Source organism: Massilia sp. IC2-278 (assembly GCF_020708045.1).
Classification (GTDB): Bacteria; Pseudomonadota; Gammaproteobacteria; order Burkholderiales; family Burkholderiaceae_D; genus Telluria.
Window position 1 is genome coordinate 1 of record NZ_JAJFES010000002.1, and the last position, 19,283, is coordinate 19,283.

Below are 19,283 nucleotides of genomic sequence, written 5' to 3' on the forward strand. Positions count from 1 at the left end.
ACCACCGCAACGCCCACCCAGCCCGCCCCCCTCTCTCCTGAACAGCGCGCCAGCCTGCAGCAATCCATCGAAGCCGCCGTCATCGCCCACGCCAACCTGGTCGACACGCCCGACGCCGAAGCCGACAACGCCCTGCGCCTCTTGGCAGCCAGCAGCGCCGGCCTGCAGATCTGCGAGGGCCTGCGCAGGGAAGCGGCCGGCAAGGCGCGCCAGGCTGGCCGTTCCTGGGCCGAACTCGGTGCCCTGATGGGCATGACCCGCCAGGCGGCCCAGCAGCGCTTCACACCGTCGGACAGCAAGGAATGGTTCGCCAAGGAGTGGCTCGCCAACTGGGAAGGCAGCGAGATCAAGGTGCGCAACTCGTGGAACGATGGCCTGAAGCTCTTCGTCGACGGCGAGCAGGTCGCCGAAACCCGCCAGCTGTTCGCCCTCGACAAGACCCGCCCCGTGGTGGCGGCGACCATCGCACGCCCGGATGGCAAATCGTATTTCGTCGAGGTCTTCGCCTACGCCCTGCTCTCGGTCAGCGTCAAGATCGTGGTCGACGGCAAGCAGATCGCCGGAGAGGTGTTTTAAACCCTACTCGACCGCCTTTACCATCGACTCGATCACCTTCTTGGCGTCGCCGAACACCATCATCGTGTTCGGCATGTAGAACAGATCGTTGTCCAGGCCCGCATAGCCCGACGCCATCGAGCGCTTGTTGACGATGATGCTCTTGGCGCGGTACGCCTCGAGGATCGGCATGCCGGCGATCGGCGATTTCGGGTCCTTCGCCGCCGGGTTCACCACGTCGTTCGCGCCCAGCACCAGCACCACGTCGGTCTGGCCGAATTCGCCGTTGATGTCTTCCATCTCGGCCACCTGGTCGTAGGGTACTTCGGCCTCGGCCAGCAGCACGTTCATGTGGCCCGGCATGCGCCCCGCCACCGGGTGGATCGCATAGCGCACCGTCACGCCGTGCTCGGTGAGTTTGTCCACCAGCTCCTTCACCGAGTGCTGGGCGCGCGCCACCGCCAGGCCGTAGCCGGGCACGATGATCACCGATTCGGCATTCTGCAGGATGAAGGCGGCATCCTCGGCCGAGCCGGACTTCACCGGGCGCTGTTCCTGCGCGCCGCCCGTTGCGGCTGCCGCTTCGCCGCCGAAGCCGCCCAGGATCACGTTGAAGAAGGACCGGTTCATGGCTTTGCACATGATGTAAGACAGGATCGCGCCGCTCGACCCGACCAGCGAACCGGCGATGATCAGCATCGAGTTATTCAGCGAGAAGCCGATGCCGGCCGCCGCCCAGCCCGAGTACGAGTTCAGCATCGACACCACCACCGGCATGTCGGCGCCGCCGATGGGGATGATGATCAGCACGCCGAGGATGAAGGCCAGTGCTGCCATGATGGCGAACGGCGTCCAGGCCGGCTCTACCGCATCGGAAAAGCAGAACACCAGGCCGAGCGCGATGATCGCAATGGCAATGACCAGGTTCAGGATGTGCTGGCCGCCAAAGCGCACCGGCGCACCCTGGAACAGGCGAAACTTGTACTTGCCCGAGAGCTTGCCGAAGGCGATCACCGAACCCGAGAAGGTAACGGCGCCGACAAAGGTGCCGATGAAGAGTTCGAGCCGGTTCCCGAAGGGCAGCGCGCCGCCGCGTTCGGCGATGTTGAAGGCCCACGGTTCCGAGACAGCCGCCACCGCGATGCACACGGCGGCAAGGCCGATCAGCGAGTGCATCGCCGCCACCAATTCCGGCATCTTGGTCATCTCGACCTTTTTCGCGGCGTAGGCGCCAATCGCGCCGCCGACCACCACGCCCAGCAGCACCAGCGGGAAGCCCATGCCGGCATGGCCACTTGCGAACTGCTCCTGCAGCTTGAAGATCAGGGCAATCGTGGTGGCGACCGCGATTGCCATGCCGGCCATGCCGAAGGTATTGCCCATGCGCGCGGACGAGGGCGAGGACAAGCCCTTCAGCGCCTGGATGAAGCAGACCGAGGCCACCAGATACAGCAGCGTGACCATGTTCATGCTGATCATGTTCATGCGGCCTCCTTGGCGGCGCTCTTGGCCGAGGTCGTGGCGGATTCGCCGGCGGCGCCTTTCGGTGCGGCCGCTTTCGGTTCCTTTTTCTTGAACATTTCCAGCATGCGCTGGGTGACGAGGAAGCCGCCGAACACGTTCACCGCGGCCAGGGCCACGGCCAGCGTGCCCATGGCCTGGCCGAGCACCCCTTCGGTAAGGCCGGCGGCGAGCATGGCGCCGACGATGATGATGGCGGAGATGGCGTTGGTGACTGCCATCAGCGGCGTGTGCAGCGCCGGCGTCACGGTCCAGACGACGTGGTAGCCGACGTAGATCGCCAGCACGAAGATGATCAGGTTGATGATGGTGTGGCTGATGTCCATTCCCGTCTCCTTTTCTTGGCCTGTCATGTGCGCAGTCTTATTTACGTGATAATGCTTCGCTTTGGTGGCACAGCAGCGTGGCGCGCACGATCTCGTCTTCCAGGTCGATGTGGAATGTGTCTTCCTTGTCGAACACCAGCTTCAGGAAGTCGAGCACGTTGCGCGCGTACAGGGCCGAGGCATCGGCCGCCACCAGCGCCGCCAGGTTCGGCTCGCCGATGATGTGGACGCCATGCTTGACCACGGTCTTGCCGAGTTCCGTCAGCGGGCAGTTGCCGCCCTGCTCGATGGCCATGTCGACGATCACCGAGCCCGGCTTCATGGCCTGCACGGTTTCTTCGCGGATGAGCACCGGCGCCGGCCGGCCCGGGATCAGGGCGGTGGTGATGATGATGTCGGCCAGCTTGGCGCGTTCGTGCACGAGTTCGGCCTGGCGCCGCATCCAGTCGGCGGGCATCGGCCGCGCATAGCCGCCCACGCCCTGCGCGATCTCGCGCTCTTCGTCGGTAACGAACGGCACGTCGATGAACTTGGCGCCGAGCGATTCCACCTGTTCCTTGACCGGCGGACGCACGTCGGAGGCCTCGATCACGGCGCCCAGGCGCTTGGCGGTGGCGATCGCCTGCAGGCCGGCCACGCCCACGCCCATGATCAGCACGCGCGCCGCCTTCACGGTGCCGGCAGCCGTCATCAGCATCGGCATGAAGCGTTGATAAGTGTTTGCGGCCAGCATCACGGCCTTGTAGCCGGCGATGTTCGCCTGCGAGGACAGCACGTCCAGCGACTGTGCGCGCGTGATGCGCGGCGCCGCTTCCAGCGCAAAGGCAGTCAGGCGCGCACCGGCCATGGCGGCGATGTTGTCAGAGTCGAAAGGATTCAGCATGCCGACTACTACGGTGCCCGGCTGCATGCGCGCGCGCTCGGCTTCGTTCGGGGCGCGCACTTTTAACACGATCTCGGCGCCGAAGGCCTCGTCCGCGCCGACGATGCTTGCCCCGGCGGCAGCATATGCTTCGTCGGTGACGGCGGCGTGCAGCCCGGCGCCGGACTGGACAAGGACCTGGTGCTTGCCCGCGAGTTTCTTGACCGTTTCCGGAGTCGCCGCCACGCGCGTTTCGCCTGGCCTCGTCTCCACCGGAATGCCGATTCTCATGCACGCCTCCCTGTTGTTGGGTTTTGTGTTCACAATCTAACACGTAAACATGCACAAGAATCTACTGATAATGACAAGTCGATCTGGCTCGGCATTTCGATGGTAAATACGATACAGCTGAGGCGAGATGCACACGTTTTTTGTATCAAATTGCGCTTCTTCGGGCTTTTTTGCTGCATTGCACACGTACTGTCGAGCAACGCTTTGCGGGTCGCTGTAGAATATCGGCTCATTTCCAAGGACGCGCATGACCCATACCTTCAGACCGTCAGTCACCGTTGCCGCCATCATCGAACGCGATGGCCGTTTCCTCCTGATCGAGGAAGAGACGAGCGAAGGGATCAAGCTGAACCAGCCGGCCGGTCACCTCGACCCGCACGAGTCGCTGGAGCAGGCGGTGGTGCGCGAATCGCTGGAAGAAACCGCGCACGAGTTCATTCCCGAGGCGCTGGTCGGCATGTACATGTCGCGCTACCACTCGAAGTCGCGCAACGCCGACGTCACCTACCTGCGCTTCACCTTCTGCGGCAAAGCGGGCAGACAGTATGACCAGCCGCTCGACGACGGCATCCTGCGCACCCTGTGGATGACGCGCGACGAAATCGCCGCCAGCGCCGAGCGCCACCGCAGCCCCATCGTACTGCAATGCGTGGACGATTACCTCGCCGGCAAGCGCACCGAGCTGGCGCTGCTGCACACCCACCCGTCGGTGTTCGAGGGTGGGCTTACCACCACCAATCAGGTTTAAAAAATGAGCAAGAAAAAAGTCGTGATCGGGATGTCGGGCGGAGTCGACTCCTCGGTCGCGGCGTGGATGTTGAAGGAACAGGGCTACGAAGTCGTTGGCCTGTTCATGAAGAACTGGGAAGACGACGACGATTCCGAATACTGCTCGACGCGCCAGGACTGGATCGACGCGGCCAGCGTGGCCGACGTGGTCGGCGTCGACATCGAGGCCGTCAACTTCGCCGCCGAATACAAGGACCGCGTGTTCGCCGAATTCCTGCGCGAATACCAGGCCGGCCGCACGCCGAACCCGGACGTGCTCTGTAACGCCGAAATCAAGTTCAAGGCCTTCCTCGACCACGCGATGAAGCTGGGCGCCGATTTGATCGCCACCGGCCACTATGCGCGCGTGCGCGAGAACGCCGCCGGCAAGTTCGAGCTGCTCAAGGCGTTCGATCACACCAAGGACCAGAGCTACTTCCTGCACCGCCTGAACCAGGCGCAGCTGTCGAAGTCGCTGTTCCCGCTGGGCGAAATCCCGAAGACCGAAGTGCGCAAGATCGCCGAGAAGCTGCAGCTGCCGAACGCGGCGAAAAAGGATTCGACCGGCATCTGCTTCATCGGCGAGCGCCCTTTCCGCGACTTCCTGAACCGCTACCTGTCGCACAAGCCGGGCCCGATCAAGCTCGACAACGGCCAGACCGTGGGCGAGCACATCGGCCTGTCGTTCTATACGCTCGGCCAGCGCAAGGGCATCGGCATCGGCGGCCTGAAGTCGCACAAGAATGCCGACGGCACGAGCGAGCCGTGGTTCGTGGCGCGCAAGGACATCGCCAACAACACCCTGTACATCGTGCAGGGCCATGACCATCCGTGGCTGCTGTCCTCGCGCCTGGACGCCGGCCAGGCCAGCTGGGTCGCGGGCGAAGCGCCGGAGCCGCGCCTGCTGTCGGCCAAGACGCGCTACCGCCAGCAGGACGTGGCCTGCGACGTGCTGGCCGAAGGCATGGACCGCTTTGCATTGAATTTCACGGACCCGCAATGGGCCGTGACCCCGGGCCAGTCGGCCGTGCTGTACGACGGCGACATCTGCCTGGGCGGCGGCATCATCGACGGGGCGCTCGGCGCCTGAGCGAACGCCGGCCTTGTGCCGGCGTTTCTTCTTGCCGCCTGCCTGCGGCAGACCCGCAACATATCGCACAAAATTTCCCCGCAATTAGTATTTCGCCATTGAGTCGGGCCACACGGCACCGTTACCCTACATTGCCAGACGGAAAATCCAGCAATAACGGTAAATATGCCGGCACATGGCCGGCGAGTGCTGCCGACCCAACCTCAGAGACGAAACCCATGAACATCGCCAACCTGCGCGTACGGACCCGGCTTTTCGCCGGCTTCGGCCTCCTGTGCGCCTTTCTCATCGTCGTCGTCGTGCTCGGCACGGCCATGCTCGGCCACATCAAGACCGGCACCGACGTCATCGTCAACAACTACATGCCGAAGATCGAGGCCTCGAACGCCGTGCTCACCGAGGTGAACAACGTCTCGATCGCGCTGCGCAACATGATGCTGAACGCCGATCCGGCCGACCGCAAGGTGCAGGCCGCGGACGTCGACAAGGCGCGCGCCAGCATCGCCGCCACCTTCGACAAGCTGGCCCCGACCATCGTCAGCGAAGAAGGCAAGGCCCTGCTGCGCCAGAGCCAGGAATACAACGCTAAGTTCGTGGCCGCCCAGGACGTGCTGCTGCGCCACATCGGCGTCGGCGAGATCGAGCAGGCCTCCAGCTACCTGGTGAACGAGTACCGTCCGCTGCTGGCCGAATACCGCAAGGTCATCACCGGCCAGATCGACATGCAGAAGAAGCTGGCCGCCCAAGCTGCGCTTGAAGCCGACACCACCTACGACAATACCCTGCGCCTGATGCTGGCCCTGAGCGCGGTGATCCTGGCGCTGGCGGCCATCATCGCCTGGCGCATCACGGCCTCGATCACCACGCCGGTGGCGCGCGCCCTGGCGATTGCCGAGACCGTGGCTGCGGGCGACCTGACCAGCCGCATCGAGGTCACCACGAAGGATGAACTCGGCCTGCTGCTGGCGGCCTTGAAGAAGATGAACGACAGCCTGCTGGGCACCGTGACGATCGTGCGCAGCGGCACCGAGCTGATCGCCTCGGCTTCCTCGCAGGTGGCGGCCGGCAGCATGGACCTGTCCTCGCGCACCGAGGAGCAGGCCAGCGCGCTGGAAGAAACCGCGTCGTCGATGGAAGAGCTGACCTCGACCGTGCGCCAGAATGCCGACAACGCGCGCCAGGCCAACGTGCTGGCCGGCGTGGCCTCGAGCGTGGCCGAGCGCGGCGGCGCCGTGGTCAAGCAAGTGGTCGGCACCATGGACGCCATCCACGCCAGTTCGCAGCGCATGGCCGACATCATCGGCGTGATCGACGGCATCGCCTTCCAGACGAATATCCTGGCCCTGAACGCGGCGGTCGAAGCGGCGCGCGCCGGCGAGCAGGGGCGCGGCTTCGCGGTCGTGGCCACCGAGGTGCGCAACCTGGCCCAGCGTTCGGCGGCGGCGGCCAAGGACATCAAGGGACTGATCGAGGATTCGGCCGGCAGGGTCGGCGACGGCAGCCGCCTGGTCAATGAAGCCGGCAGCACGATGCACGAGATCGTCGAGAGCATCCGCCGCGTGGCCGACCTCATGGGCGAGATCAGCGCCGCCAGCGGCGAGCAGAGCGCGGGCATCGAGCAGATCAACGGCGCCGTGGTGCAGATGGACCAGGTGACCCAGCAGAACGCGGCCCTGGTCGAGGAAACCTCGGCCGCGGCCGACGCAATGCGCATGCAGGCGGCCAAGCTGGCCGAAGCGGTGGCGGTGTTCCGGACCGGCGAGGCGGCGCCTGCCGCGACGGTGGTGGCGCCTGTGGCCGCTGCGCCGCGTGCGGTGAAGGTGGCACTGCCGCCAGCGGCGCCGCGTGGGAAGGTCGCGGCAGCTAAGCCGGCGGCGCCAGTGCGCAAGGCGCAGTTGGCCAGCACGGCTGGCGACGAGTGGGAAGAGTTTTAAGCGGCTTGCGGCTTCAATAAAAACGGCGCACCAGGATCATCCGGTGCGCCGTTTTTGTTTTGTCGTTTCGATTTGTTTTTCGTAGGGTGGACACCTGTGTCCACGCGGTCGTACCGTTGTGAGCCGCACAGCCATTCAAATCGTTGATCGATGACGAAACGGGCTCAACCGCTTCGCGGCAGTGATCGACATGGATGCGCAGCACCGCGTGGACACAGGTGCCTTGCGCGGCCCGGCCCACCCTACAAAAGCGGCGCCCCGAAATGGCGGCGCCGCTTTTCACATGCTCGTCAGGCGCAAGCCACCATCGGCGCCAGCGCCTTGCGCTCGCGCGGCAGCGTCCATTTGGCGCAGATCCAGCGCTCGAAGTCTTCCGGCGCCATCGGGCGCGCGTACAGGTAGCCCTGCGCCTGGTCGCAGCCTTCCGCCAGCAGCAGGGTGGCCACCGCCGCGGTTTCGACGCCCTCGGCCACCACGCTGCGGCCAAGGTCGTGCGAGAGCTTGATGACCGTACTCACCAGCGCGCGCTTGTGCTTGTCGGTATCGAGGTCGCGCACGAAGCTCTGGTCGATCTTGACCACCCTGGCCGGCACGCTTTGCAGATAGGCCAGGCTGCTGTAGCCGGTGCCGAAGTCGTCGATCGCCAGGTGCACGCCGGCGGCGGCCAGGTCCTCCAGGGTCTTCATGGCCAGCGCGCGGTTCTTCATCAGCGCGCTTTCGGTGATTTCCAGCGCCAGCGCCTCGGGCGGCAAACCGTGGCGGCGCAGCTGCTCGGCCACGTGGGCGCAGAAGTCCGCTTCGGTCAGGTTCACCGCCGAGACGTTCACCGCCATCTGCAGCTTCAGGCCGCCGTTGCGCCATGCGGCCAGCTGCTGCAGCGCCTGCGCCAGCACCCAGCGCGTGGTAGCGCGCGCCAGCGAGGTCTGTTCGATCAAAGGGAAGAACTCGCCCGGCGACACCTCGCCCAGCACCGGATGGTTCCAGCGCAGCAGTGCTTCGGCGCCGAGGCAGCGCCCGGTCGACAGTTCGACCTTCGGCTGGAACACCAGGCGCAGCTGGTCAGCGCTTTCCAGCGCCGCGCCGAATTCGTTCACCAGGTAGAAGCGGCGCAGGAAGACGGCGTTCTGCTCGGCCGAGAACACGCGCACGCGGCGCGAGCCGTCGAGGGCGTCGTGGGCGGCGCTGTGCATGTCGCGCAGGACCTCGAGCGTGTCGCTTTTCCCGACCTGGAACGGCGCCACGCCGATGGTGGTGGTGGTCATGAAGCGCGAGGTCATGGCGTTCGCGCGCAGTTCGATCCAGCTGGCCAGCCAGTCGCAGAAGCGCTGGACGTCGGCGTCGGGCTCGGCCAGGAACACGAACTGGGTCGGGGCCACGTGGTACACCTTGCGGCCCGGGCCGAGCGCGGCGCGCAGCATGCGCACGGCCTCCTCCACGATCTCGTCGAGGTAGCCGGCGCCCATCGCGCGCATGGCGTCGCTGAGCTGTTCGGGCGTGGTGAGGTTGACCATCGCCGCCAGCCGGGTCTCGCCAAGCGGTCGCTCGTTGGCCAGGTCGCTCATGTCCTCGATGAACTGGCTGCGGTTCGGCAGGCCGCTGGCCGGGTCGATGCGGCCGATGGCGTGCTGCAGTTCGATCTGCGCCATCACCATCGAGGCCAGGTCGGCCAGGCCCTCGCGCTCTGCCTCCGTGATTGCGCGCGGCTCGGTGCCGAGTACGCACATCGCGCCCAGGCAGTGGCCGTCGCGCGTGACCAGCGGCGCGCCCGCATAGAAGCGCACGCCCGAACGCGCCAGGTGGCTGTCGTGGAAGCATTCGTCGGTGCGCATGTCGCTCACCACCAGCATGTCGCCGTTGTCGACTACCTTGGCGCAGGGGGCATTCTCGCGCGGGATCGAGGTGTGGTCGACACCCACGCGCGACTTGAACCACTGGCGGTCGGCATCGGTCAGCGACACCGCCGCCACCGGCAGCTTGAACAGCTGGGCCGCCATGCGCGTGATGCGGTCGAAGGCCTCGCTCGGCGGCGTATCGAGCAGCTCCAGCTTGCGCAGGGCATCGAGGCGCTCGGTTTCGTATTGCGCGGAGGGTTGGCGATGGGGCATGAACTTCCTTGACGAGGTCGTCGAAACAAATGATGAAAATGACGAATGATCCCATTCTGTTCGTCAAATTTCTCCGCGTCAACAATAATTGTATTAACTCATCCATATATTCGGGAATCTGGACGGATGGTGATGTTTTCTGGCAACTTACATCATCAAATTCGATAAATTTCGAAAATCGTCCAGTAGAATACACATTTGGTTATTTCTTTGTTGAAAGAGTTTTTGTCATGTCCGCGCCTTCATCCGGAACTTCGGACGATCCGATCCTGACTACCCGCGAAGCAGCCCGGCTGCTCGGCATTGCGGTGAGTACTGCCCAGCAATGGATCGAAAACGGCCTGCTGCCCGCCTGGAAAACGCCGGGCGGCCATCGCCGCGTGCGCCTGAGCGCAGTCAGTTCGCTGCTACGCGAACGCGCCGGCCTGGCGCCGCTGCTGTCGCAGGCCGACCCGGATTTCCTTGCCAACCCCATGCACCAAGCGGAGGCCGCACCCGCGCTGCCGGCCAACGAGCCGGCGCGCCTGGCCGCGCTGGCCGCCAGCGGCCTGGTCGGCAGCGCTCCCGAGACCGTGTTCGACCGCCTGACCTGGCTGGCGGCCCAGATCACCGACAGTCCGATCGCCATGCTGACCCTGGTGGACGACCAGCGCCAGTGGTTCAAGTCGCGGGTCGGGATCGGCTTTACCGAAACCCCGCGCGACATGGCCTTTTGCAGCCACACGATCCTGGGCGGCGAGCCGATGATGGTGGCCGATACCCGGCTCGACGGCCGCTTTCGCGACAATCCGTTGGTGACCGGCGCCCCGCACGTCCGCTTCTATGCCGGCGTGCCGCTGGTCGACGCCCGGGGTTTCCGGCTGGGGGCCTTGTGCGTGATGGACCGCGAACCGCGCCGCCTGCGCGAACGCGAACTGCGCGCCCTGGAGGAACTGGCTGCGATTGCGGCCGAGGAAATCAGGCGCCGCCGCCCTGCTGCTTCTTGACCACGGCGAGTACGGTATTCCGGATCGTCTTGAGCACGGCGTCGGCCTTGAAGGGCCTGACGATGAAGCCGTGCACGCCGCGCGCGAGGGCGCCCTGGATGGTGGGCGCGTCGAGCGTGCCCGAGACCATGAAGATCAGGGTCTTGGGCAGCGTGGCGCGCAGCTGCTCGACGATGTCGCTGTCCTCGACCTGCTCGCGCGCGATGCAGATCAGGTGCGGACGGAACTTCGCGGCCAGCAGCATGCCGCCATGGCCGGTGTGGGTCTGGCCGACCACGTCGTAGCTGCCTTCGGTGAGCACGGTATTGAGCAAGCCGCGCGAGATCGCGTTCGAATCCACCAATACTGCCTTCAGCATGTCCGGGCTTCCTTTCTCAATGCGACTCGTAGGCCAGCATCTTCCACGTCACGCCCAGGCGCACGTCGGTCTTCAGCTGCACCAGCTGGCGCGATAAATACAGTATCTCGCGTTCGGCGCGCAAGCGCTCGCCCAGCGGGGTCTTGAGGATGCCGGCGCCGGCCATCACGGCGTCCAGGCTGCCGTAGGCGTTGAGCAGGCGCGCGGCGGTCTTCATGCCGACTTTCGAGACGCCCGGCACGCCGTCGGTGGCATCGCCCATCAGCGCCAATAAATCGTGCAGCAGCTCGGGAGCGACGCCGAACTTGTTGCGCACCCAGGCGTCGTCGTGCCACTCGTTCTTGAAGTGGTCCCAGACCAGGGCGCCGTGCGCGATCAGCACGTGCAGGTCCTTGTCGGTGGTGGCGACGATGGCCTCGCCGCGGTTCTCCTGCAGCCAGCGCATCACGCAGGTGGCAACCACGTCGTCGGCCTCGACGCCGGGCAGCATCGCCACCGGCACCCCGGCCGTTTTCAGACGCTCCTGGAATTCCGGCAGCGCTTCGCGCAGCACGGCCGGCATCGGCGCGCGGTGCTCGCGGTAGCGCGGATACAGCGCGTGGCGCCAGTTCTCGCCGCCGTAGTCGAAGGCGGCCAGCACGTGGGTCGGCGCATGCACCTCGAGCACATTGCGGAAGGACGAGAACGCGTGGCGCAGCGCGATGCCGGCCTTCAGGTCGGAGTCGGGCTCCGGGCTCGCTTCATAAACCCGGCGCACGATGTTCAGTCCGTCGATCGCGAGCAGTTTTGCCATCAGCTTGCCATCACCTTGTCATCATCAGCGGGCATAGTCGTACTTGCCGCCGCGCTCCAGCGCACGCTGATAGGCTGGACGCGCATGGATGCGCTGCAGGAAGCCGCTCAGCTGCGGGTACTGGGCGCCCAGGCCGCCGCGCGAGGCCGCCGCTTCCAGCGCAAAGCTCATCTGGATGTCGGCGGCGGAAAATTCGCTCCCGGCGAACCAGGGCCGCGCCTTCAGTTCGGATTCCAGGTAGTCGAGCTGGGCCTGGATGTTCGGATTCACGAAGCCCTCCTTCACCTTGCGTGCGATGCCGCGCGCGACCGGCTTGACGAAGAAGGGCATGGGGCCGTTCTCGATGCGGTCGAATACCAGTTTCATCAGCAGCGGCGACATGGCGGAGCCTTCGGCGAAGTGCAGGAAATAGGTGTACTTCAGTTTTTCCGGCGTGCCGGCCGCCGGCACCAGGCGCCCGTTGCCGTAGCGCTCGACCAGGTACTCGACGATGGCGCCGGATTCGGCCACCACGGTGCCGTCGTCGGTGATCACCGGCGACTTGCCCAGCGGGTGCACGGCCTTCAGTTCCGGCGGCGCCAGCATGGTCTTCGGGTCGCGCTGGTACTTTTTGATCTCGTATTCCAGGCCCAGTTCCTCGAGCAGCCAGAGGATGCGCTGGGAGCGCGAATTGTTCAGGTGATGGACGGTGATCATGGTCGCGATGCCGTGGTGGAAGGGAGCGCTAGCTTAGCATTGTTGCGCCATTACAAAAAGACAAGGAACATTTTCAGATTAGAGGTTTTATTTAAGCAACATTCGATATACTTGCGCAGTTTTATCAGTTTTGCATAAAAAACTACTTGTATTTACGCGCCGTTGAACTCCCTTATCGGCTTTTCCGTCATTTTTCCCACTGCGCCACGACCGATCCTTTTCATGCTCACACTGCTACGCCTGACCATTGCCCAGAAACTTGGCCTGTTGACCTTCAGTACCGGCCTTGGCATGGCCATCGTTGCCGCCTGTTTCCTGATATCCGAACGCGGCCTGATCGAGGACGAGCGCGGCAGCGGCGTGCGCCAGGCGGTCGAACTGGCCACCAGTGTCGTCGAGCACTACCAGCAAGCGGCCGCCGCCGGCACGATGGACGAGCTTGACGCCAAGCGCGCCGCCCTGGTGACGCTGAAGGCACTGCGCTACAGCGGCCAGGAATATATCTTTGTCAACGACATGACGCCGCGCATGCTGATGCACCCGATCAAGCCCGAGCTCGATGGCCAGGACCTGCGTGCGAATACCGATCCGAACGGCCTGCACCTGTTCGTGGCCATGGTCGACGTTGTGAAAAAGGACGGCGCCGGCTTCGTTTCCTACCTGTGGCCGAAGCCGGGCCAGGATGCGCCGGTGCCGAAGATCTCCTACGTCAAGGGCGTGCCGGCCTGGGGCTGGGTGGTCGGTTCCGGCGTCTACACCGACACCATCGGCGCCATTTTCTGGCCACGCGTGGCCTGGTTCTCGGGCGCGACGATCGTCCTGTCAGCCATCCTGATGCTGTTCGGCTTGTCGCTCTCGCGCAGCATCGCCCGGCCGATGGCGCGCGCCGTCAGCGTGGCGCGCACCGTCGCATCCGGCGACCTCACCACCGTGATCGAGGTGCGCGGCCATGACGAGACCGCCCACCTGCTGGACGCCCTGCGCGAGATGAACGGCAGCCTGAACAGCATCGTCGGCGAAGTCGACACCGGCATCCAGGCGATCGCCAGCGCTTCGGCCCAGATCGCGGCCGGCAACCACGACCTGTCGAACCGCACCGAGCAGCAGGCTGGCTCGCTGGAGGAAACCGCGTCTTCGATGGAAGAACTGACCGGCGCCGTCCAGCAGAACGCCGAGCATGCGCGCCACGCCAACACGCTGGCCTCGCAGGCGGCCGACGTGGCCGTGCGCGGCGGCGAGGTGGTGCAGCAGGTGGTGCAGACCATGGACTCGATCAACGCCTCCTCGCGCAAGATCGTCGACATCATCGGCGTCATCGACGGTATCGCCTTCCAGACCAACATCCTGGCCCTGAACGCGGCGGTGGAAGCGGCGCGCGCCGGCGAACAGGGCCGCGGCTTCGCGGTCGTGGCAAGCGAAGTGCGCAGCCTGGCCCAGCGCTCGGCAGCGGCGGCGCGCGAAGTGAAAGCCCTGATCGACGATTCGGTGAGCAAGGTCGACGCGGGCAGCGCCCTGGTGCACCACGCCGGCGCCACGATGCAGGAAATCGTCGCCAGCGTGCGCCAGGTGAACGGCATCATCGGCGAGATCACCGCCGCCAGCGCCGAGCAGGAAGCCGGCATCAGCCAGGTGAACCGCGCGATCGCCGAGATGGATGGCGTGACGCAGAAGAACGCGGCCCTGGTCGAGGAAGCAGCAGCCGCGGCCGAATCGATGCGCCTGCAGGCCGAGCGCCTGTCGGAGGTGGTGGGCGTGTTCAAGGTGGTGGCGGCCGGCGGCGTGCGCCGTCAGCTTGCCTTGACCTGACGCCTGCATCTGGCTGCACGCGTTCGGCAACGCACCGAGCGCGGCAGCCTGCCCCTCTATGATCGCCCCATGGCGATCTTCATCGGTATCTCCGGCTGGCGCTACGTGCCGTGGCGCGGCGTCTTCTATCCCAAGGGCCTGGCCCAGGCGCGCGAGCTCGACTACGCGTCGCGCCAGCTGCCGACCATCGAGATCAACGGTTCGTTCTACTCATTGCAGCGCCCCGAAAGCTACGCCGCCTGGTACGCCGCCACGCCGCCGGGTTTTCTCTTCGCGGTAAAGGGCAACCGCTTCATCACCCATATGCTCAAGCTGAAGGAGATCGAGGGGCCGCTGGCCAACGTGCTGGCCTCGGGCATCTTCGAACTGCGCGAGAAGCTCGGGCCCTTCCTGTGGCAGTTTCCCGAGATGGTGAAGTTCGACCATGAACGCTTCGAGCATTTTCTTTCCCTGCTGCCGCAGGATACCGAAGCGGCCCTGGCGCGTGCGCTGGAGTACCAGCCGCGCATGGAGGGCAAGGTGTCGCTGGCCATGGATGCGAAACGGCCGATGCGGCATGCGGTCGAGGTGAGGCATGAGAGCTTTCGCGACGAGCGTTTCATTGCGCTGCTGCGCAAGTACAACGTGGCGCTGGTGGTGGCGGATACGGCGGGCAAGTGGCCCTACATGGAAGACGTGACCGCCGACTTCATGTACCTGCGCTTGCATGGGGATGAGGAGCTGTACGCGAGCGGGTATGGCGATGCGGCGATCGAACGCTGGGCTGGGAAGATACGGGCGTGGAGCATGGGTGGGCAGCCGGAGGATGGGGTACGTGTGTCGCCGAAAGCGCCGGCCAGGCGAAAAAGCCGTGACGTGTACGTTTACTTCGACAACGACATCAAGGTGCATGCGCCGTATGATGCCAAGCGCCTGATCGAAGCCCTCGGGTTGGATACGGCGCCTGGCGGCACCTCTTGAAACAACCATGCTGTCGTAGGGTGGACACCTGTGTCCACGCGGTCGTACTCATGCACACCCCACCGCCTACTCGATCAACATCTCGCTGATACCCGGCGACCCGCCCCAATCACCCACATACACCCCACCCCTCACATGCCGGTGAAATGTCGAATGTGGCCACTCCCGCACTGACTTTACAAACCCATGCTTGACGGGATTGAAATGGATGTAATCCATGTGTTTTTCGAAATCGTTCTCGTCTCGAATCTGGTGTTCCCAGAACCTGCGCTGCCAGATGGTCGACTCGCGCCGGTCGAGCGCAGCTTGCGTCAACAGATTTGGAGAACGCAGCTTCGGCCGGCACCAGCTCGACACGTAGCGTTTGATTTCGGCCCAGCGTATCGAATAGGCATGGTCGTCTTCGGGCAGCGTCCAGATGCAATGCATGTGATCGGGGAGCAGCACCCAGGCGTCCACGGAAAACGGGCGTGTTCGACGCACGGTAGCAATCGCATCGCGTAAAGCGGTGCGCAATGCCGAATCGCAGAAGATAGGGCGGCGGCGGTAGGCCACCACCGTAAAGAAATAGGTGGGACCGGTCAGGAGGCGGCGGTAACGGGACATGGTGCGGCATGGTAGGCCGCCGGTTGTGTCCGGTGTGTGTGTTTGGTCAAACGTGCGCGGAGGGCGCAGGTCGTCCCGGTAACGGGGACATATGCAAAGGGTGAGACAGCGTGGACACAGGTGTCCACCCTACTTTTTATGCAGCTTGATCACTTTGTGCTTGCTACCGGCCGGCGGGGTCGGCTCCGCCGGCGTCTCGCAGGTATTGCAGCTATTGCACCCGCTCCCGCAGCTCCCGCCCGTATCCAGCCAGCGCACCAGCCGCGAATCCGCCCCGCCCTTCGACAGGCGGTTCACGATGCGCACGCGCCAGGCTGCCGGCAGGTACTTGGCGCCGACGTACACGGCGGCCACCAGCACGAACGCGGCGACGACCAGCTCCTGCCACATGATCAGCCGCCGCCCAGCGCCAGCGCGACGCGGTAGGTGATGAACGAGGCCACGTAGGCCAGGCCGAACATGTAGCCCGCCATCATCCAGGCATATTTTGCGCTGCCGGTTTCGCGGCGCACGGTGGACAGCGTCGCCAGGCACTGCGGCGCGTACACGTACCAGGCCAGCAGCGACAGCGCGGTGGCCATCGACCACGAACCGGCGATCAGCGGGCCGAGGGTGTTGGCCACGTCGTCGCCGGATTCGGACAGCGCATACACGGTACCGAGCGCACCGACCGCCACTTCGCGGGCGGCCATGCCCGGCACCAGGGCGATGCAGATCTGCCAGCCGAAGCCGATCGGCGCAAAGATGAACTCCAGCGCGCGGCCCAGCATGCCGGCCACGCTGTAGTAGATCGGCGGCTGCGTTGCGCCTTCCGGGGCGCCCGGGAAGCTCGACAGGAACCAGAGCAGGATCGTCAGCGTCAGGATCAGGGTACCGACGCGCATCAGGAAGATCACCGCGCGTTCCCACAGGCCCAGCGCCAGCGAACGCAGGTGCGGCCAGTGGTAAGCGGGCAGTTCCATCATCAGCGGATGCTGGCCGCTGCCGCTGCGGCGCTTCATGTACCAGGCCACGCCCATGGCGCTGACGATGCCCATCACGTACAGCGCGAACAGCACCAGGCCCTGCAGGTTGAAGATGCCGACCTCGCGCTCGGGGATGAAGGCGGCGATGATCAGCGCGTACACCGGCAGGCGCGCGGAACACGTCATCAAGGGCGCGATCATGATCGTCACCAGGCGGTCGCGCGGGTTCTGGATGGTGCGCGCCGCCATCACGCCGGGAATCGCACAGGCGAACGACGACAGCAGCGGAATGAAGGCGCGGCCCGAGAGTCCCACGCCGCCCATCATCCGGTCCAGCAAGAAGGCGGCGCGCGGCAGGTAGCCGATGTCTTCCAGGATCAGGATGAAGAAGAACAGGATCAGAATCTGCGGCAGGAACACCAGCACGCCGCCGACGCCGGCGATGATGCCGTCCACGATCAGGCTGTGCAACGGGCCCTCGGCCAGCACCGAGCCGACGAATTCGCCGATGGCGCCGACGCTGCTTTCGATGAAGTCCATCGGCGCTTCGGCCCAGCTGAACACGGCCTGGAAGATGATGAACATCAGCGCCGCCAGCAGCACCGGACCAAGCGCCGGATGCAGCACCACGTTGTCGATCTTTTCCGACAAATTGCCCTTGTCGTGGGCATAGCTCGTGCTGGCCTCGACGATGCGGCGCACTTCGCGCTGGGTCTGCTCGACCGGCACGGCGTCGATGGCGGCCAGCGGCTGCGGCTTGACGTTGAGGTCGAGGTCCGCCTTGTCGAGCAGCTCGACCAGGGCGCGTTCGCCGCCGGCCTGGATGGCCACGGTTTCGACCACCGGCATGCCGAGCTCTTTCGACAAGCGTTCGCTGTCGATCTCGATGCCGCGCTTCTTCGCGACGTCGACCATGTTCAGGGCCAGCACCATCGGCAGGCCGAGGCGCTGGATTTCCAGCACCAGGCGCAGGTTCAGGCGCAGATTGGTGGCGTTGACCACGCAGACCACGATGTCCGGCGACTTTTCGCCGGCGCGCAGGCCGGCGACCACGTCGCGCGTGATCGCTTCGTCCGGGGTCTGGGCGGTGAGGCTGTAGGCGCCCGGCAGGTCGAGCACGCGCATGGCGTGGCCCTTGGGCGACGTGAAGTGGCCTTCCTTGCGTTCGATGGTGACGCCGGCGTAGTTGGCGACCTTCTGGCGCGAGCCGGTGAGACGGTTGAACAGGGCAGTCTTGCCGCAGTTCGGATTACCAAGCAATGCGATCAGGGGCGCACGCGTCGCCACCTGTTGTTCCATGACACCCATCGATTATTCCGGCTGAATTGATACGAGTGCGGCCTCGAATTTACGCAATGCGAAGGTCGATTCGCCGACCTTGACCGCCACCGGGCCGCCCGGCAGGCCGCGCTTGAGCATGCGGATGCGCTCGCCCGGCACGAAGCCCAGCTCCATCAGGCGGCGCGGCACGTCGGCGCCGCCCTGCGCGGTGGGCGCGAGGTGGATCACGGTAGCACTTTGCCCGACTTTCAGTGCGTCGAGCGTGGTCAGGGTGGGATTGAGAGTCATGGCGGGTTCCGTTGAAGTAGTGCCAATGCGCGCTCATGGTGCGGTTCAGTGGTCGATTGATTACTGATGCGACGCAATCCGTGTAGCGCTGATGAGACAGATACTAGCATCATAAACCTAAATGCGAATTATTTCTATTTAAGGGACCCACACACAACAAATCCGCTTGCGTTCGTGGCCGAGTTTCAGCAGAATACAACACGAATGAGAACGATTCTCATTAATTATCAAGCAACGTTATCCCGGCGTTAAGGAAGCATTCGATGATCGTCTGTGTCTGCAACAACATCTCCGACCGTGAAATCCGCCAGGCCATCGACCTCGGCATCACCTCCGTGGCCGAGCTGCGCCAGGAGTTGGGCCTGGGCACCTGCTGTGGCAAATGCGTGAGCTATGCCCGCGAAGTCCTGAACGAACACATCGACAGCAAGACGACCGTTACCGAACTGAGTTTCCGCCCGGCCCAGCTGGCCTGAGCGTCGCCCGTCTCCGACCGTGCCGGTTTTTCCGGCACGCGCCGTCGCGCCCTTTGCTATGATGGCGGCAACCTCCACCAGAACAAGGCACACCATCATGAAGGGCGATCCCAACGTCATTCGGCTGCTCAACGCGCAGCTGACCAACGAACTCACGGCCATCAACCAGTACTTCCTGCACGCGCGGATGTACCGTCACTGGGGCTTCACCAAGCTCGGCAAGAAAGAGTACGACGAATCGATCGGCGAAATGAAGCACGCCGACAAGCTGATCGACCGCATCCTGATGCTCGACGGCCTGCCGAACCTGCAAGCCCTGCACAAGATTCTGATCGGCGAATCGACCCAGGAAATGCTGGAATGCGACCTGAAGCTCGAGCGCGGCGCCCAGATCACCGTCAAGGAAGGCATCGCCGCCTGCGAAGCCGCCGCCGACTACGTGTCGCGCGACTTGCTGCTGATGATCCTGGAAGACACCGAGGAACACATCGAGTGGCTGGAAACCCAGCTCGATTTGATCGTCAAGGTCGGTATTCAGAACTACCTGCAGAGCCAGATGGGCGAGTAAGCTTTATCGGCATATACAAACGGCGGGCCTGCGGGCTCGCCGTTTTTG

General features: G+C 64.7%; 21 protein-coding genes. 9 read left to right on the forward strand and 12 right to left on the reverse strand.

The features are described from left to right. Positions 1 to 576 (forward strand): hypothetical protein (locus tag LK540_RS04855; protein WP_229435929.1); only part of this gene is annotated, 576 nt, incomplete at its 5' end. 3 nt (positions 577 to 579) lie between these two features. Here the strand turns inward: LK540_RS04855 and LK540_RS04860 are convergent. Genes LK540_RS04860 through LK540_RS04870 form a run of 3 tightly spaced genes read right to left on the reverse strand, consistent with a single transcriptional unit; the run spans position 580 to position 3,555 of the window. Then, positions 580 to 2,040: an NAD(P)(+) transhydrogenase (Re/Si-specific) subunit beta gene (locus tag LK540_RS04860; RefSeq protein ID WP_229435930.1), complete on the reverse strand. Its 1,461-nt coding sequence runs from the start codon at positions 2,038 to 2,040 to the stop codon at positions 580 to 582. After that, positions 2,037 to 2,402 (reverse strand): NAD(P) transhydrogenase subunit alpha, encoded by a 366-nt coding sequence (locus LK540_RS04865; protein ID WP_229435931.1) that lies wholly within the window; start codon positions 2,400 to 2,402, stop codon positions 2,037 to 2,039. The genes LK540_RS04860 and LK540_RS04865 overlap by 4 nt, the downstream gene beginning before the upstream one ends. Before the next feature lie 37 nt (positions 2,403 to 2,439). Continuing rightward, positions 2,440 to 3,555: a Re/Si-specific NAD(P)(+) transhydrogenase subunit alpha gene (locus LK540_RS04870; protein WP_229435932.1), complete on the reverse strand. Its 1,116-nt coding sequence runs from the start codon at positions 3,553 to 3,555 to the stop codon at positions 2,440 to 2,442. A 247-nt stretch (positions 3,556 to 3,802) separates the two neighbouring features. Between LK540_RS04870 and LK540_RS04875 the strand changes: the two genes are divergently transcribed. The 3 genes from LK540_RS04875 to LK540_RS25320 all read left to right on the forward strand — a co-directional run bounded on the left by LK540_RS04875 (position 3,803) and on the right by LK540_RS25320 (position 7,347). Beyond that, entirely contained in the window at positions 3,803 to 4,303 is a 501-nt protein-coding gene (locus LK540_RS04875; RefSeq protein ID WP_229435933.1) for an NUDIX hydrolase, read from the forward strand. Between the two features lie 3 nt (positions 4,304 to 4,306). Continuing rightward, a complete protein-coding gene (gene mnmA, locus LK540_RS04880; protein ID WP_229435934.1) occupies positions 4,307 to 5,413 on the forward strand; it encodes a tRNA 2-thiouridine(34) synthase MnmA in 1,107 nt (368 codons plus the stop codon). A 218-nt stretch (positions 5,414 to 5,631) separates the two neighbouring features. After that, positions 5,632 to 7,347, forward strand: coding sequence for a methyl-accepting chemotaxis protein (locus tag LK540_RS25320; RefSeq protein WP_307729159.1), 1,716 nt, complete (start codon positions 5,632 to 5,634; stop codon positions 7,345 to 7,347). A 13-nt stretch (positions 7,348 to 7,360) separates the two neighbouring features. Here the strand turns inward: LK540_RS25320 and LK540_RS04895 are convergent, their stop codons facing one another. Both LK540_RS04895 and LK540_RS04900 read right to left on the reverse strand, forming a co-directional pair. Further along, a complete protein-coding gene (locus LK540_RS04895) occupies positions 7,361 to 7,630 on the reverse strand; it encodes a hypothetical protein (protein ID WP_229435935.1) in 270 nt (89 codons plus the stop codon). 7 nt (positions 7,631 to 7,637) lie between these two features. Beyond that, positions 7,638 to 9,452 carry a bifunctional diguanylate cyclase/phosphodiesterase gene (locus LK540_RS04900; protein WP_229435936.1) on the reverse strand — a complete coding sequence of 605 codons (1,815 nt, stop codon included), beginning with the start codon at positions 9,450 to 9,452 and terminating at the stop codon, positions 7,638 to 7,640. A gap of 230 nt (positions 9,453 to 9,682) precedes the next feature. Between LK540_RS04900 and LK540_RS04905 the strand changes: the two genes are divergently transcribed. Then, a complete protein-coding gene (locus tag LK540_RS04905; protein ID WP_229435937.1) occupies positions 9,683 to 10,438 on the forward strand; it encodes a GAF domain-containing protein in 756 nt (251 codons plus the stop codon). Here LK540_RS04905 and LK540_RS04910 read toward each other — a convergent pair. Genes LK540_RS04910 through LK540_RS04920 form a run of 3 tightly spaced genes read right to left on the reverse strand, consistent with a single transcriptional unit; the run spans position 10,410 to position 12,285 of the window. Further along, entirely contained in the window at positions 10,410 to 10,796 is a 387-nt protein-coding gene (locus LK540_RS04910) for a response regulator (RefSeq protein ID WP_229435938.1), read from the reverse strand. The two genes, LK540_RS04905 and LK540_RS04910, sit on opposite strands and share 29 nt — an antisense overlap. A gap of 16 nt (positions 10,797 to 10,812) precedes the next feature. Further along, the gene (locus tag LK540_RS04915; RefSeq protein ID WP_229435939.1) at positions 10,813 to 11,589 is read right to left on the reverse strand and encodes a 5'-3' exonuclease H3TH domain-containing protein; all 777 of its coding nucleotides are present in this window, start codon (positions 11,587 to 11,589) and stop codon (positions 10,813 to 10,815) included. 24 nt (positions 11,590 to 11,613) lie between these two features. Continuing rightward, on the reverse strand, positions 11,614 to 12,285 hold the full coding sequence (locus tag LK540_RS04920; protein ID WP_229435940.1) for a glutathione S-transferase: 672 nt from the start codon (positions 12,283 to 12,285) through the stop codon (positions 11,614 to 11,616). A 222-nt stretch (positions 12,286 to 12,507) separates the two neighbouring features. Between LK540_RS04920 and LK540_RS04925 the strand changes: the two genes are divergently transcribed. Together LK540_RS04925 and LK540_RS04930 are read left to right on the forward strand one after the other, a co-directional pair. Further along, a complete protein-coding gene (locus LK540_RS04925; RefSeq protein WP_229435941.1) occupies positions 12,508 to 14,091 on the forward strand; it encodes a methyl-accepting chemotaxis protein in 1,584 nt (527 codons plus the stop codon). A 69-nt stretch (positions 14,092 to 14,160) separates the two neighbouring features. Continuing rightward, on the forward strand, positions 14,161 to 15,051 hold the full coding sequence (locus LK540_RS04930) for a DUF72 domain-containing protein (protein WP_229435942.1): 891 nt from the start codon (positions 14,161 to 14,163) through the stop codon (positions 15,049 to 15,051). Between the two features lie 66 nt (positions 15,052 to 15,117). Here the strand turns inward: LK540_RS04930 and LK540_RS04935 are convergent, their stop codons facing one another. The 4 genes from LK540_RS04935 to LK540_RS04950 all read right to left on the reverse strand — a co-directional run bounded on the left by LK540_RS04935 (position 15,118) and on the right by LK540_RS04950 (position 18,191). After that, the gene (locus LK540_RS04935) at positions 15,118 to 15,657 is read right to left on the reverse strand and encodes a transposase (RefSeq protein ID WP_229435943.1); all 540 of its coding nucleotides are present in this window, start codon (positions 15,655 to 15,657) and stop codon (positions 15,118 to 15,120) included. A 129-nt stretch (positions 15,658 to 15,786) separates the two neighbouring features. Then, complete coding sequence (locus LK540_RS04940; RefSeq protein ID WP_229435944.1) at positions 15,787 to 16,047, reverse strand: DUF6587 family protein; 261 nt, start codon at positions 16,045 to 16,047, stop codon at positions 15,787 to 15,789. Positions 16,048 to 16,049: 2 nt separating this feature from the next. Continuing rightward, entirely contained in the window at positions 16,050 to 17,930 is a 1,881-nt protein-coding gene (locus LK540_RS04945; RefSeq protein WP_229435945.1) for a ferrous iron transporter B, read from the reverse strand. A 3-nt stretch (positions 17,931 to 17,933) separates the two neighbouring features. Next, positions 17,934 to 18,191, reverse strand: a complete 258-nt coding sequence (locus LK540_RS04950; protein WP_229435946.1) for a FeoA family protein — start codon at positions 18,189 to 18,191, stop codon at positions 17,934 to 17,936. Between the two features lie 263 nt (positions 18,192 to 18,454). Between LK540_RS04950 and LK540_RS04955 the strand changes: the two genes are divergently transcribed. Then, entirely contained in the window at positions 18,455 to 18,667 is a 213-nt protein-coding gene (locus tag LK540_RS04955; RefSeq protein ID WP_229435947.1) for a bacterioferritin-associated ferredoxin, read from the forward strand. Positions 18,668 to 18,764: 97 nt separating this feature from the next. Beyond that, positions 18,765 to 19,235: a bacterioferritin gene (bfr, locus tag LK540_RS04960; protein ID WP_229435948.1), complete on the forward strand. Its 471-nt coding sequence runs from the start codon at positions 18,765 to 18,767 to the stop codon at positions 19,233 to 19,235. Positions 19,236 to 19,283 lie beyond the last annotated feature (48 nt).

What these genes read in the sequence shown, in the direction of transcription:
- LK540_RS04860 (WP_229435930.1), bottom strand. Translation starts at nt 2,040, where the DNA reads ATGAACATGATCAGCATGAACATGGTCACGCTGCTGTATCTGGTGGCC.
- LK540_RS04865 (WP_229435931.1), bottom strand. Translation starts at nt 2,402, where the DNA reads ATGGACATCAGCCACACCATCATCAACCTGATCATCTTCGTGCTGGCG.
- LK540_RS04870 (WP_229435932.1), bottom strand. Translation starts at nt 3,555, where the DNA reads ATGAGAATCGGCATTCCGGTGGAGACGAGGCCAGGCGAAACGCGCGTG.
- LK540_RS04875 (WP_229435933.1), top strand. Translation starts at nt 3,803, where the DNA reads ATGACCCATACCTTCAGACCGTCAGTCACCGTTGCCGCCATCATCGAA.
- mnmA (WP_229435934.1), top strand. Translation starts at nt 4,307, where the DNA reads ATGAGCAAGAAAAAAGTCGTGATCGGGATGTCGGGCGGAGTCGACTCC.
- LK540_RS25320 (WP_307729159.1), top strand. Translation starts at nt 5,632, where the DNA reads ATGAACATCGCCAACCTGCGCGTACGGACCCGGCTTTTCGCCGGCTTC.
- LK540_RS04900 (WP_229435936.1), bottom strand. Translation starts at nt 9,452, where the DNA reads ATGCCCCATCGCCAACCCTCCGCGCAATACGAAACCGAGCGCCTCGAT.
- LK540_RS04905 (WP_229435937.1), top strand. Translation starts at nt 9,683, where the DNA reads ATGTCCGCGCCTTCATCCGGAACTTCGGACGATCCGATCCTGACTACC.
- LK540_RS04910 (WP_229435938.1), bottom strand. Translation starts at nt 10,796, where the DNA reads ATGCTGAAGGCAGTATTGGTGGATTCGAACGCGATCTCGCGCGGCTTG.
- LK540_RS04915 (WP_229435939.1), bottom strand. Translation starts at nt 11,589, where the DNA reads ATGGCAAAACTGCTCGCGATCGACGGACTGAACATCGTGCGCCGGGTT.
- LK540_RS04920 (WP_229435940.1), bottom strand. Translation starts at nt 12,285, where the DNA reads ATGATCACCGTCCATCACCTGAACAATTCGCGCTCCCAGCGCATCCTC.
- LK540_RS04925 (WP_229435941.1), top strand. Translation starts at nt 12,508, where the DNA reads ATGCTCACACTGCTACGCCTGACCATTGCCCAGAAACTTGGCCTGTTG.
- LK540_RS04930 (WP_229435942.1), top strand. Translation starts at nt 14,161, where the DNA reads ATGGCGATCTTCATCGGTATCTCCGGCTGGCGCTACGTGCCGTGGCGC.
- LK540_RS04935 (WP_229435943.1), bottom strand. Translation starts at nt 15,657, where the DNA reads ATGTCCCGTTACCGCCGCCTCCTGACCGGTCCCACCTATTTCTTTACG.
- LK540_RS04940 (WP_229435944.1), bottom strand. Translation starts at nt 16,047, where the DNA reads ATGTGGCAGGAGCTGGTCGTCGCCGCGTTCGTGCTGGTGGCCGCCGTG.
- LK540_RS04945 (WP_229435945.1), bottom strand. Translation starts at nt 17,930, where the DNA reads ATGGGTGTCATGGAACAACAGGTGGCGACGCGTGCGCCCCTGATCGCA.
- LK540_RS04950 (WP_229435946.1), bottom strand. Translation starts at nt 18,191, where the DNA reads ATGACTCTCAATCCCACCCTGACCACGCTCGACGCACTGAAAGTCGGG.
- LK540_RS04955 (WP_229435947.1), top strand. Translation starts at nt 18,455, where the DNA reads ATGATCGTCTGTGTCTGCAACAACATCTCCGACCGTGAAATCCGCCAG.
- bfr (WP_229435948.1), top strand. Translation starts at nt 18,765, where the DNA reads ATGAAGGGCGATCCCAACGTCATTCGGCTGCTCAACGCGCAGCTGACC.